This is a genomic window from Paenibacillus sp. N22P23 (assembly GCF_059383735.1).
The window spans coordinates 224,066-236,699 of sequence record NZ_JBXENT010000006.1; the positions used below are offsets into that span (position 1 = coordinate 224,066).

12 protein-coding genes are annotated in these 12,634 nt (G+C 50.4%); all 12 read left to right on the forward strand.

All coding sequences use genetic code 11. The annotated features are described in order from the left end of the window. Positions 1-103: 103 nt before the first annotated feature. The 12 genes from AC506A_RS22850 to AC506A_RS22905 all read left to right on the forward strand — a co-directional run bounded on the left by AC506A_RS22850 (position 104) and on the right by AC506A_RS22905 (position 12,581). Entirely contained in the window at positions 104-961 is an 858-nt protein-coding gene (locus AC506A_RS22850; protein WP_495463369.1) for an ABC transporter permease, read from the forward strand. Positions 962-979: 18 nt separating this feature from the next. Beyond that, a complete protein-coding gene (locus tag AC506A_RS22855) occupies positions 980-1,864 on the forward strand; it encodes a carbohydrate ABC transporter permease (RefSeq protein WP_495463297.1) in 885 nt (294 codons plus the stop codon). A 705-nt stretch (positions 1,865-2,569) separates the two neighbouring features. Further along, positions 2,570-3,259: a YwaF family protein gene (locus AC506A_RS22860; protein ID WP_495463370.1), complete on the forward strand. Its 690-nt coding sequence runs from the start codon at positions 2,570-2,572 to the stop codon at positions 3,257-3,259. 517 nt (positions 3,260-3,776) lie between these two features. Continuing rightward, positions 3,777-3,947, forward strand: a complete 171-nt coding sequence (locus AC506A_RS22865; protein WP_495463298.1) for a hypothetical protein — start codon at positions 3,777-3,779, stop codon at positions 3,945-3,947. A gap of 214 nt (positions 3,948-4,161) precedes the next feature. Then, positions 4,162-5,325 (forward strand): GntR family transcriptional regulator, encoded by a 1,164-nt coding sequence (locus tag AC506A_RS22870; RefSeq protein ID WP_495463299.1) that lies wholly within the window; start codon positions 4,162-4,164, stop codon positions 5,323-5,325. 331 nt (positions 5,326-5,656) lie between these two features. Further along, positions 5,657-6,976, forward strand: coding sequence for an ABC transporter substrate-binding protein (locus tag AC506A_RS22875; RefSeq protein WP_495463300.1), 1,320 nt, complete (start codon positions 5,657-5,659; stop codon positions 6,974-6,976). Positions 6,977-7,076: 100 nt separating this feature from the next. After that, positions 7,077-7,964 carry a carbohydrate ABC transporter permease gene (locus tag AC506A_RS22880; RefSeq protein ID WP_495463301.1) on the forward strand — a complete coding sequence of 296 codons (888 nt, stop codon included), beginning with the start codon at positions 7,077-7,079 and terminating at the stop codon, positions 7,962-7,964. A gap of 68 nt (positions 7,965-8,032) precedes the next feature. Then, complete coding sequence (locus AC506A_RS22885; RefSeq protein ID WP_495463371.1) at positions 8,033-8,911, forward strand: carbohydrate ABC transporter permease; 879 nt, start codon at positions 8,033-8,035, stop codon at positions 8,909-8,911. A gap of 13 nt (positions 8,912-8,924) precedes the next feature. After that, positions 8,925-10,070: a glycoside hydrolase family 76 protein gene (locus tag AC506A_RS22890; RefSeq protein ID WP_495463302.1), complete on the forward strand. Its 1,146-nt coding sequence runs from the start codon at positions 8,925-8,927 to the stop codon at positions 10,068-10,070. A 27-nt stretch (positions 10,071-10,097) separates the two neighbouring features. Beyond that, entirely contained in the window at positions 10,098-11,165 is a 1,068-nt protein-coding gene (locus tag AC506A_RS22895) for a glycoside hydrolase family 76 protein (protein ID WP_495463303.1), read from the forward strand. Positions 11,166-11,286: 121 nt separating this feature from the next. Continuing rightward, the gene (locus tag AC506A_RS22900) at positions 11,287-11,574 is read left to right on the forward strand and encodes a late competence development ComFB family protein (RefSeq protein WP_495463304.1); all 288 of its coding nucleotides are present in this window, start codon (positions 11,287-11,289) and stop codon (positions 11,572-11,574) included. A 125-nt stretch (positions 11,575-11,699) separates the two neighbouring features. After that, entirely contained in the window at positions 11,700-12,581 is an 882-nt protein-coding gene (locus AC506A_RS22905; RefSeq protein WP_495463305.1) for an NAD-dependent epimerase/dehydratase family protein, read from the forward strand. The last annotated feature ends 53 nt before the right edge of the window (positions 12,582-12,634 follow it).

A 12,634-nucleotide genomic window follows, 5' to 3' on the forward strand; every position in this document is an offset into this window, starting at 1 on the left:
CAGGCGGGGGGAGCGACGTCTTCCCCCGTCTTTCTACTAAACAGGGCAGGGAGGGAACGCTTTGTTGCGGAAAAATTGGAGCGGAACGCTTCCGTTGCACTTGATGATCTTGCCGGGTCTCATCCTTATACTGATTTATAGCTACGGTCCAATGTTAGGGTTTGTCATTGCCTTCGAGAAGTTCAAGCCCGCTATAGGCGTGTTTGATTCCAAATGGGTTGGCTTGGATAACTTCCGTTATGTGATGGAAATGCCGGAATCCAGGCAGATTGTATGGAATACGATCTTAATCGCCATTATGAAAATTATTGCTGGTCTGATCGCGCCTATCGTAACCGCGCTGCTTCTGAACGAGGTACGTAAAGAGGTGTTCAAACGCGGCATACAGACGGTCGTTTATTTGCCTCACTTTCTATCGTGGATCATTCTCGGAGGCATTCTGATCGATATTTTGTCGCCAACGAGCGGGATTGTCAATCAAGTGCTGGGATGGGTTGGCATTGAGCCGATTTATTTTCTGGGGGATAATAACTGGTTTCGGTATGTACTGGTTATCACGGACACTTGGAAGGAGTTTGGTTTCAATACCATCGTTTATTTAGCGGCATTAACGAGCATTAATCCGACACTCTATGAAGCGGCTATCGTCGATGGAGCAGGCAGATGGAAACAGACGCAGCATGTGACGCTGCCGGGGATGATGCCGATTATTATCTTGTTAATGACCTTAAGCTTAGGAAATGTGCTGAACGCCGGGTTTGACCAGGTGTTTAATTTATATAGCCCGCAGGTGTACGAGACAGGGGATATCATTGATACGTTCGTCTATCGAATCGGTCTGATCGATGCGCAGTATGGGGTTGCAACAGCGGTAGGTATATTTAGATCCGTTGTCTCGCTTTTCAGCATATCATTGTCCTACTATTTGGCTTATCGATTCGCCAATTATCGTATTTTCTGATGAGAGGAGAGGGCGGGAGTGCTGGAGTATTACACGGTTAGTCGCAGATTGTTTCTATCCTTTAACTACGTCTTTCTTGCCTGTCTCGGGCTGCTCTGTATTTTGCCGATCATACACGTCCTTGCCATATCGTTCAGTTCAAGCGCGGCTGCTCAGGCAGGTTATGTGAAGCTTTGGCCGGTGCAGTTCTCACTGAGCTCCTATGAATATGTCCTGCACAAACCGGCGTTCTTCAAATCCATTCTCGTTACCTTGAAGCGGGTTGCCCTTGGCATTCCGGTCAACATGCTGCTTACCGTGCTGATTGCGTATCCGCTTGCTAAGGAAGCGAAGAAATTTCCGATGCGGACGTTCTATGCCTGGGTATTCGTCATTACGATTCTATTCAGCGGCGGCTTGATTCCGCTCTATATGACGATCAAATACACCGGCATTATGGATAGTATCTGGGCGATGGTGCTGCCAGGCGCAGTACCCGTGTTTAACGTCATTCTGCTGCTGAACTTCTTCCGCGGGCTGCCGAAGGAGCTGGAGGAAGCAGCGTTTATGGATGGTGCCGGACATTGGACGACGCTGTGGCGGATCTACCTTCCGTTGTCGCTGCCGGCGCTGGCGACGATTACCTTATTCGCAACGGTTAACCATTGGAATTCCTGGTTCGACGGTCTGATCTTCATGAACTCGCCGGATCACTACCCGCTGCAGAGTTATCTGCAGACGGTGGTCATCAACCGGGATTTAACGCTGATGTCCTCGGCGGACATGAAGTCGCTCACCGAAGTGAACGACCGGACCGCGAAGGCGGCGCAGATCTTCCTCGGCGCGCTGCCGATCTTGATGGTATATCCGTTTCTGCAGCGGTTTTTCATGAAGGGGATTGTGCTTGGTAGTGTGAAGGAGTAGGTGTGGGTGAATGCGGGGCTGCCGATCTTATGTGTCGGTGGCCTTTTGCTGTGAGTAAAAGGGAGTGCGGCGCTGAATTGAAAGGTTCACGATTCCGCCTCTGAGTAGGCTGAGAGCTCGAAAATCGAACTCTCAGCGCTGAAAGTACCTCAGTTTCACCGACTACTGTAGGCTGAGAGCTCGAAAATCGAACTCTCATCGTCCAAATGGTCGCTACATTGCGCCGAGAGTTCGAAAAACCGACTCTCAGCCCTGAAAGTATCTCAGTTTCGCTGGCAATGTAGGCCGAGAGTTCGAAAATCGAACTCTCATCGTCCGAATGGTCACTAAATTGCGCTGAGAGTTCTAAAATGCGACTCTCAGCCCTGAAAGTACCTCAGTTTCACCACCTGCCGTAGGCTGAGAGCTCGAAAATCGAACTCTCAGCGTCAACACCGTCTGTAAAATGCATCGAGAGTTCGAAAATCGACCACTCGACTGCATAACCGCCGCAACAATCAGAGCTAACATCCAAATACTCGACACCAAGCTTCGAAAGCACTACGGTTTCTCCGCCCTCGCCCGCCACTCATGCCAAAAGTCGAATCCACCATGCGGCGCGTAATGAAGGAATTAGTGCCTGAGATAGCTAATTATATCCATAAGTGAAGTAACAGTTAACCTCAAGGGGAGATGGGCGATATACCTTCATTCTTTTCGCGGAATATGACGGAGCATTTCATCGCGTACTCCTACTCGCACATAATGGTGCTCGCGATTATGCTAGTGCTGGCTCTTCTTATGTTCGGGTTTAAATCGAAAATCAGGCAGCACACTTCTGCCAGAACGATCATCCGTTACGTTATTCTCCTAGGTCTGATTGTTCCTCAGGCTATCCTCTATTATTGGTATGCGGATCAAGGGCTTTGGGATGTCCAATATACGCTGCCGCTAGAGCTGTGCAGTATTTCGCAAGGGCTTGCGATGATCATGTTATTCACGCGAAGCCGCCTCTTGTACCAAATCGTGTTTTTCGCCGGAATTGGCGGTGCGCTGCAGGCTATGCTGACGCCGGATTTGAATTATCCGTTCCCGCATTTCCGTTTCTTTCATTTCTTCATTGTACATATCGCGATTATTCTAGCGCCGCTGTATCTGACTTGGATCGAAAACTTCCGTCCCACCTGGAAATCGATCGGAATCACAATGATTTTTCTAAATATCCTCCTCGTCGTTGTGGGAGGGACAGATTTCCTGTTGGATGCCAACTATATGTTCCTCAGGCACAAGCCCGAAGGCGCTTCTTTACTTGATCTATTAGGACCGTATCCTTATTATTTGGCCGTGGAGGAGCTCATTGCGCTGCTCATATTCACGCTAATGTATCTGCCGTTTGTTCGCTGGAGCAGGAAGTAACCTGGCACCAACAAAACCCCGCGGCTGTCGGGTGGACGCAAACAAGAAATGGTTAAGCCTGAAGCTGCACAATGGGCTGTAATTGCCATAGATTCGCGCTAACGAATCCTGAAGGTCTTATTTGCACGAAATTAGCGAGTGCATAAATCTAACAAATCGTAGAGACACTATTGTGGCAAAATGGACCGAATTTGGGCCTGTTGACCCCGATTAGCTTCTGTAGGATTCGTTAGAATTTTATATGCTATTATTTTATTGAAATAAGACCACTAGGATTCGTTAGCGTGCACGAACATTCACACACCAAGCCTGCTGGGGATGCGATGTTTGGCATCCTATCTCGATTGGACCATGCATAATAGGGGATGAAGGTCGCTTTAAATCAGGGGCTACCCATTTTTCGCAAGTGTTTTGTAAGCGTTTTTTCAATTCTAATAATTGGCTTATACAATTCTAATATTTATCTGAAACTCTACTGCTATGATCGGGTTAAGCATTCATAGAGGGAGAGGATTAGATGACAACAATCAGTAAAGAAGTACAGTCGCTTGTTAATCAACTTCATCTTTCGGACAATGAACTAGTAGAGAAATTTCAATTTACGCAATTTGGCCAGAAATTATCGCTCGAAGAATCGAAACGGTTTATTGCGTTTCTTAAACAAGAAATATTGGTTGCCGCCATCTAATCGCTGTCCTATATAGCATATAACCAGACTCCCTGATAAGTAGATTATTATCTACTGGCGGGGGGTTCTTTTTGTTCCTTTTACACTTCGATAAGGTCGATATATCATTTCATCTTGGCAAATCGCATATATCATGATATATTGGTATAAAATATGCTCGGAACGAGCCGCTGCCGAGGCGGTGGAGCAATTGTGATCTCATGGAGGTTCAACTATGTCTAACGAATCCGCATCCAAACCCATGTATGAGAAGATATTCGAAGCGCTTCGCGATCAAATCATAGAACGGAAGTACGAGGTTGGCGATCGGGTGCCTTCGGAGAAGGAACTTGGCGATGAGCACGGCGTCAGCCGCATCACGAGCAAGAAGGCGCTTGAACTGCTGGCGAGCGAAGGTTATATTATTCGCCAGCCAGGACGCGGCTCCTTCGTTGCGGAGTCGCAGGAGAAAGCGGCTGTTAAGCCGGCAAACGGCGCTGCTCACCAACAGCAGCTTCCGCGCAATACAAGCGGAAAGCTGCTTATCGGGCTTGTCATTACGGACTTTGCCGACAGCTATGGAACTGGGCTCATCTATGGAATGGAAGAAGCATCCCGCGAGAACAACAGCTATTTGGTGCTGCGTCGTTCCTTCGGCATCCCTTCTTATGAAGAAGATGCCATTCAAGGCTTGCTGGAGCTTGGTGTAGACGGGCTTATTATTTTTCCGGCGCAAGGGGAATATTTCAATGCGGAAATATTGAAGCTTGCCATTATGAAGTTTCCATTCGTGCTCATTGACCGCCATTTGAAAGGCATATCTGCCGGTTCCATCAGCACCGACAATGTGAAGGCGGCCATTAAAGGAACGAATTATCTGTTCGAGCTCGGCCACAAATCCATTGCATTCTTGACGCCTCCCCCTATGGACACCACGGCAATTGAGGATCGGATCGAGGGCTTCATTCAAGCGCATGCGGAGAAGGGCGTTATGGTTGACCGCGAGCTATGGATCGATGACATTACGTCGTCTTTACCGCAGGGCAATGCAGAAGAAAACCGCATCCGGGATATTGAGAAAATCATTGCTCACTTGCGCAAATACCCGCAAATTACAGCCATCTTCGCAACCGAGTATAACATTGCGCAGCTTGCTCTTCGCGCAGCAGGTGAGATGGGGCTATCCGTACCTGGTGATATTTCGGTCATTTGCTTCGACAGCCCTGAGATTAATGGCGGATACCCGCTGACCCATCTGCAGCAGAATCAGTTCGGGATGGGGAAAACGGCCTACGAGAATGTGCTTAAGCTGCGCGAAGGCCACACGCCTCCTAATCGAACGCTGCTGGAGGCCACGCTGATTCTCGGCGATTCGACCGGCCCGATGCGAGCGCGATAATAGGCTAGATAATAGAGATAGCAAGTCCATGAACGGTAATGCCGTTCGTGGACTTTTTTCGTTATAGGAGAGGTAACCGGTGCCGCTCATGGCTCGATTGGGCTTAGGCAAACAAGGGAGTCTCACGGTTGGTGGTCTAATCTACTAATATACCAATTAAATTATATAGTATAACAATAATAATTAAATGTTATACATTTATATATTGACATACTATATGCATGCCAATATAATGAAAAATGTAAGCGGTTTATAAATGGAATATCAACCACGGTTTAGAGGGTTGAAGCCTTGATCGGCAATAACAAGCACATAAAGGGAGGCAGTTATAGTGAAAAAGTGGATCTCTTTAGCAGCACTTGCAACGGTAGTTGTCGGAGCGGCATCCGGATGCGGAAGCAATGGCAACGACAATACGGCAGCCAATAACAGCGCATCAACAAACAACAGCTCAAACTCAGCTTCATCGGAACCGGTTGAACTTACATTTTGGGGCGATTGGGGCGGCGAAGGTCAGAAGCAGTTTGAAACGATGGTGGATGCCTTCAACAAATCGCAAGACAAAATCCGCGTGAAGTACGTGCTGCAGCAAGATATGATTACGAAATTCCTAACTGCCGCCACCTCAGGCGGGTCGCCGGACATCCTGTTCTGGGATAGATGGAGAACTTCACTTTATGCACCGAAGAACGTGCTTCACCCTGTTGATGAGTTTATGGCGAAGGATGGCCTTAGCAAGGATGATTTCTACGGCGAAGCCCTTAAAGAGCTCTCATTCCAAGATAAATTATATGGACTGCCTCTCACTGTAGATGCACGTGCACTCTTCTATAACAAGAAGCTGCTTACCGACGCAGGCGTCAATCAGCCGCCGACAACATGGGATGAGCTGGAGCAGGCGGCCATCAAGACGACCAAGTGGAACGGCAATAAGCTGGAAGTAGCCGGCTTCTCGCTCGGCGACAACGGATTGTTCAACATGTACCTGCAGCAAGCAGGCAGTCAGATGATGAGCGAAGACGGTACGAAGACAAACTTCAATAACGATCAAGGTAAAGCGGTTTTGGAATATTGGGATCGCCTTCTAAACACGGATAAAGTATACAAGGTCGGCTTCGAGCAAGGGCTTGGCGAAGGCACGGATGCATTCGTAACCGGCAAACTGGCGATGCAATACACAGGTCCATGGATGCTGAGCACGTATAAGAAATACGGCAAAGATCTCGATTTCGGCATTGTACCTCCTCCTACAGGACCTAACGGCGACAAAGGCAGCGTAATGGGCGGCTTTGGTCTCGTTATCCCTGAAGGTTCTAAGCACCAAGCAGAAGCATGGGAATTCATTAAATGGTGGACAGCAAACAAAGACAACGCGCTTCTATGGGCCAAAACAAGCCTTAACATTCCGGGTTACAAGCCGGCCCTCGAAGATCCATTCTTCAAGGATGATCCGTTCTGGAAGCCGTTCCTCGATACGCTTGAATTCGCGAAGATCCGTCCGGCGCACCCAGGTTACTCCGTTATGGAAGGCGATGCGCTGATCCCGAATCTGCAGCTGTTCCAACAATCGAAGCAAAGCCTTGAGGATACACTCAAGAAAGCGCAGCAGCGCGGCGATCAACTGTTGACGGATAATGCTGTTGTGAAATAAGAACGTTCATAGGTGATGCGAGAAGGGAGGGGAGATACCTCCCTTCTCTGTACCTTAAGCTGTCATTACGCGCTGCAAGCGGAAGGAGGAACCGACAACCATGGCTTCCATAGGCAAATTGAATCGGCATCAAGCGAGAACGGCATACCTCTTCATCACCCCGACGATGCTGCTGTTTCTGGCATTTACGGTCATTCCGGTCGTAATGGCTCTCTATTTAAGCTTTACAAACTACGATGTCGTCAGCCGGATGGACTTTGTCGGCGTCGACAATTATAAGCGGCTGGTGGACGATGTGCTGTTCTGGCAGACGTTCAAGAATGTGTGCTATTACGCCGTTATTTTTATCCCATTAAATATTATGATTTCCTTACTGCTCGCGCTGCTTCTGAACTTCAAACGGCTTGGCGTGAAGCTGTTTCGCACGATGAACTATTTGCCAACCTTAACATCCGCTGTAGCTGCGGCTACGGTTTGGATTTGGCTGCTCCACCCGGAGTTCGGTCTGGTCAACAACATTCTCAGCTACTTCGGCATCCTTGGGCCGGCTTGGCTTGCTCAGACTGAAACGGCGATGTTCTCTATTATTATGGTCACGTTGTGGCAGAGTGTCGGCTCCAATATGGTCATCTATATCGCCGGTTTGCAGGGTGTACCGGACTATTTGTATGAATCCGCGAAACTCGACGGCGCAACGGCGTTCGACCGCTTTCGTTATATCACATGGCCGCAGCTGCGTCCGACGACGTTCCTCGTCAGCACCATGTCCATCATTGGGGCGCTGCAGCTGTTCGATCAAGCATTCGTGCTTACGCAAGGCGGTCCGGGCAACGTGACGAAAACACCGGTCTACCTCATCTATCAACAGGGCTTCAATCAATTGCAAATGGGCTATGCCTCCGCGCAAGCTTTCATACTGGCTATTGCCATTCTTATCTTCTCGTTCATCAATATGCGTGTTAACAAATCCGAAGAGTCGATCGTGTAAGGAGGGGCGCAAGCATGGCACAGCAGCAAGTAATCAAACGCCTGGCCCCGAATCAAGGGACGGGCACAATGAGCTCCCATTCCGTTCGCAAGGCGGTAGGGACGGTGTTGTTCTACATCGTGACCATTACGATATCTGTCATGATGTTTCTGCCTTTCTTCTGGAGTCTCATCACGTCGTTTAAACCGAGCGACGAGATCTTCTCCATGCCGATCAAGTGGATTCCATCCACTCTTACGCTGGAACATTACAGGAGCGCGTTTACGACCGTTCCGTTCGGATTGTATTTCTGGAACTCGTTTCTGCTGGCCGCTGCCGGGGTACTGGCGAACTTGTTCTTCGGTTCCATCAGCGGCTACGCTTTTGCGAAGCTGAACTTTAAGCTAAGCAAGCCGCTCTTCCGCGTCTTGCTGGCAGCGATGATGATTCCGGGCATCGTGACGATGATTCCGAGCTTCTATGTGCTGAAGCATTTCCCGCTCATTGGCGGAAATGACCTGCTTGGAGCAGGGGGCAACGGGTTTCTGAACTCGTTCTGGGGCATTATTTTGCCGGGGGCTTCGGGGTCGTTTGCCGTATTCTTCATGCGGCAGTTCTTCCTCACATTGCCTTCCGACATGATGGAGATGGCCCGGATCGAAGGGTGTAAGGAGTTTCGGATCTTCTGGAACATCTACCTGCCCTTAACGAAGCCTGCGCTCGCGACATTGTCGATCTTCACGTTCCAAGCCGGTTGGAACAGCTTCTTGTGGCCGATGATCATTCTGAATGATCCGGAGAAAGCGACAGTGCAGATGGGGCTTCAAGCGTTCTCCTACAACCATCAAACCGATTTCGGGCCAATGATGGCCGGTGCACTCATTGCCGTGCTGCCGATTCTGGTGCTGTTCTTGCTGCTGCAGAAATATTTTGTCCAAGGGATTGCCTTTAGCGGCGTTAAAGGTTAGGTGGGTGAAACAAGTGAAACGCAGGAGAAGCACTCTAATCGTAGTCGCGGCAGCGATCCTCATCATAGCCGGTCTTGCATCTTGGCGATTCGGCTTAGGAACCGTTCTCACGGGAGGCAGCTCCTCTTCCATCTGGAGCGAGCGGGCGGACTTGGCTCAACATGAGCTGGAGCAGTCATTTTGGGATGAGAAGCGGGGCTTGTTCAACAATGCAGCACCGTGTATTGCGCAGCTGTGTACAGATCCGTTCAATTATTGGTGGCTCGCGCATGCGGTAGACGTTCTGGTGGACGGGTATGAACGAACAGGGGACGCAAAGTATGCCGAGCAGCTTGGCAAGTTGTATCAGGGAATCCTTGACCGCAATGCAGGTTTATTCATTAACGATTATTACGACGACATGGAATGGATGGCGCTCGCTTGGCTGCGGGCTTTCGATGCGACAGAGGACGATCGATACAAGCAAGCGGCGCTCGCGTTGTGGCAGGAAATTCAAACCGGCTGGAATGATGAAGCGGGCGGCGGGATTGCTTGGCGCAAGGAGCAGTTGGATTACAAGAACACGCCTGCCAATGCACCTGCGGTTATTTTGGCGGCACGTATTTACCAACATACACAAGACGAGGCTGATCTGGCCTGGGCGAAGAAATTGTACGACTGGCAGAAGAAGACGCTTGTCGATCCAGCCAGCGGTCTCGTCTGGGATGGCATTAACCGTCAAGGCGACGGCGCCATCGATAAGGATTGGAAATTCACTTACGGCCAAGGCGTCTATATCGGCGCAGGGGTGGAGTTATATCGCATAACGAAGGAGCAGTCGTATTTAGACGATGCACTGAAGACGGCGGGCAACTTGAAGCAGGACTTCCTATCGCCGGCAACCGGGATGCTGCCTTCTGAAGGTGATGGGGATGGCGGGTTGTTCAAAGGCGTGCTCGTCCGTTACATCGGCGAGTTGATCAAGCTGGACCCTTCCAAGAAGGAACTGAGCGAGATGCTGCTCACGAATGCGGACAGCTTATGGGAATACGGCAAAGGAAAAGACAAAGCGCTGTTCAGCAACTCATGGGCGCAAACGCCGGACACGGTCGTTCAGCTGAGTACACAGCTTAGCGCGGTCATGCTGCTGGAGCAGGCGGCGCGGGTGGAGAAACAATAACTTCGGAATATCAGGAGAGTGGCGGCCATGACATGGGAAAATCGTGCGGAAGAGGCGCAGCAGGCGCTGTCAGAATTATTTTGGAACCCTGCTATTCGGTTGTTCGATATCGAAATCCCTTGCCCTGGCGGGGCTTGTAATACAATCTTCCATTACTGGTGGATGGCGCATGCGGTAGATGCGCTGGTAGACGGCTATGAGCGGACGAAGGAAGCGAAATATGCACTTCTGCTGGAGGAAATATATGAAGGTCTGCTAACGCGTAATGGCGGCGCATTCCCTAATGAGCTGTACGACGACATGGAGTGGATGGCGATCGCTTGGCTGCGTGCATATGAGGCGCTTGGCGTGGAGAAGTATAAGGCGGCGGCGCTGCTGCTGTGGGAAGATATTCAGACGGGTTGGAACGACCATATGGGCGGCGGAATCGCATGGCAGAAATCGCAGCTGGATTACAAGAACACGCCTGCGAATGGGCCGGCTGCGGTACTTGCGGCACGCTTATATAAGCAGTTTGGACGCGCAGAGGATTTGGAATGGGCCGAGAAGATTTACAGCTGGCTGAAACGCAGTCTCGTGAACCCGGACAATGGTTTCGTGTGGGATGGGATGAATCGCGAAGGCAACGGTGCGATCGATAAGGAATGGAAGTTTACGTACTGCCAGGGAGTGTTCATAGGTGCAGCTGTGGAGCTGTTCCGGATAACGGGAGAGCAAGCGTACCTTGAAGATGCGATGCGAACTGCATCTGCTGCTGAGAAGGAGTTGACTGAGCCGGGGAGCGGTCTGCTTCCGGATGAACAAGATGGAGATGGCGGACTTTTCAAAGGCATACTGGTACGCTATTTAGGCGAGCTTGCGAAGGAGGCTCCTTCATCGTTTGGCGCTGCCTTGCCGCTGCTAGTGCGAAATGCTGCGTCGCTCTGGGCGCATGGCCGTGATGAGAACCGCTGCGTATTCAATACGGACTGGAGCTCGAAGCCTGTGGAGCGAGTTACGCTGAGCACGCAGCTCAGCGGGATTATGCTCTTGGAGCAGTTGGCTGCATTGGAGCGAATGGGCGGCCGTGAGGCTGTGTTCAATAAGGCGATATAGTTAGCTCGCGTGCTGGGCACACTCTATGAATTTGTCATAGAGCGCTTTATACAAATTTCCGCTGTGCTAGGATACGAAATCCAGTATAATGGATTTCAAAGACTTGCATGGGAGTGTGCGAATGAATTATTCCGGGAGTTTGCCTGTTTTGAATGCCATGGAACCGATTGTGGCGTCTGTGTTGGAGGAGCATTATGTGAAGACAGGTATCCTCAAGTGCGGCTGTGACCGATGCAAGCTTGATATTTTGCTCTTAACACTCAATCATCTTCCTACTCATTACACCTCTTCTCAAGAAGGAGAGGCCTATATTAAGGCTCACTATTTGAACCCGCAGCAGCAGTCGGACGTATTGCGTGAGATCACGGAAGCTGTCAAAGTGATCGAGTTAAAACCGAAACATAAATGAGGTTGAAGCCATCCGTTCGTTATGAGCGGGTGGCTTTCTGTTTGTAAAGGCGGCGGTCCCCTTTTGCGAAGCGGCTGCAATTTGTGGCAAGATAGAGTCATACGGCTATAGAAGGAGTGGAAGCTATGCGTCAAGTGCTGATATTGGGCGGTACGCGTTTTTTTGGCAAGAAACTGGTGGAACGTCTGTTGAATGCGGGAGATCAGGTTACGATCGTAACGAGGGGAGCGCAGGAGCACCCATTCGGTGATCATGTGCAGCATCTGCTGGTCGATCGGACGAATGCGGAAGCGCTGGAGTCTGCAATCGGAGAGTCTCGTTATGATGTCGTTTATGACAACATCTGCTATAAGCCGCAGGAAGCGGAAGAGGCGGTTAAGCTGTTCGCCGGTCGCACAGGCAAATATGTCGTGACCTCGACGCTCAGCGTATATCCGTTCGGGGAGCCGCGCAAGTCGGAGGCGTTCTTTGATTCGTTGACGTACCCGATTCCGCAGCCCTATCCTTCGGAAATCAACTATGGGGAAGGCAAACGATTAGTAGAAGCAGTCTTCTTCCAAAAGGCCGCTTTCCCCGTTGCAGCAGTCCGTTTCCCGATTGTGCTCGGAGACGATGATTACACAAGACGGCTGCACTTTCATGTGGAGCATGTGCAGCAGGGGCTGCCACTTGGCATTCCGAATGCCGATGCCGTGATGTCTTTCATCGATGCGGATGAAGCGGCTTCGTTCTTGGACTGGCTTGGTCGCAACGAGGAGACAGGTCCGTTCAATGCATGCTCTCGCGGGGAGATTTCGCCGGGCGGCATCGTAGCCTGGATTGAGAAGGCGACGGGTAAGCAGGCATACGTGGCGCTGGAAACCGATGAGCAGCACAGCTCGCCGTTTGGCGTGCCGGAGCCGTGGTACATGGATACGGCCAAAGCTGAAGCAGCCGGCTACACGTTCCGCGAGCTTAACGATTGGATGCCGCCGCTGATTGAGCGTATTGCACAAGAAAAGAAGTAACGTAAATTATAGCTGCTGAGTGTCGCAGGATTGCGATGTTCGGCAGCTTTTCT